The sequence below is a fragment of the Aeromonas simiae genome, assembly GCF_000820125.1.
Classification (GTDB): Bacteria; Pseudomonadota; Gammaproteobacteria; order Enterobacterales; family Aeromonadaceae; genus Aeromonas; species Aeromonas simiae.
Genome location: NZ_CDBY01000045.1, coordinates 538 through 1,097, shown reverse-complemented (window position 1 = coordinate 1,097; position 560 = coordinate 538). Strand labels below are relative to the sequence as shown.

1 protein-coding gene and 1 pseudogene are annotated in these 560 nt (G+C 59.8%); both read left to right on the top strand.

The genetic code is table 11. The features are described 5' to 3' along the window. Positions 1-311, top strand: a pseudogene (locus BN1134_RS19975) (putative 2-aminoethylphosphonate ABC transporter substrate-binding protein); the annotation flags it as partial. Beyond that, on the top strand, positions 223-560 hold a 338-nt coding region (locus BN1134_RS20350), incomplete at its 3' end, for an ATP-binding cassette domain-containing protein (protein ID WP_415857800.1). The pseudogene BN1134_RS19975 and the gene BN1134_RS20350, both read left to right, overlap by 89 nt.

The window sequence follows — 560 nt, the reverse complement described above, 5'->3', positions numbered from 1 at the left end:
TCGATGTCATCTTCCCAAGTGAAGGCTCGGGGTGGGACATGGAGGCGGCCGCCCTCATGAGCGCCAGCAAGCAGCCGGAGGCGGCGCGCAAGCTGCTTGATTTCATCATCTCGGAGCAGGCCAACCGCCTCTATGCCAAGTCGTTTGCCGTGGTGGCCGTGCCGCAGGCCGCCATCGCACGCGCCGACTATCCGGCCGATATCCAGGGGCAGATGATCGACAATGACTTTGCCTGGGCCGCCAGTGAACGCGACACCATCCTCCAGGAGTGGACCCAGCGCTTCGACGGTAAGTCAGAAGCCAAGCAGTGACGAAAAGGCCGGCCTGTCCGGCCTTTTTTATTCCCGCCTGTCATGCCGATGTCACACGGCCAATGCAAACTGGTATATACCAAAAGCATTGCGAGTCCACATCATGACCCACTCCTATCTGCATATCGAGCATCTCGACAAGCACTTCGGCGCCTTCCAGGCCTTGCGGAGCATCTCGCTTTCCATCGAGAAAGGGGAGTTCATCTGCTTTCTCGGCCCCTCCGGCTGTGGCAAGACCACCTTGCTGCG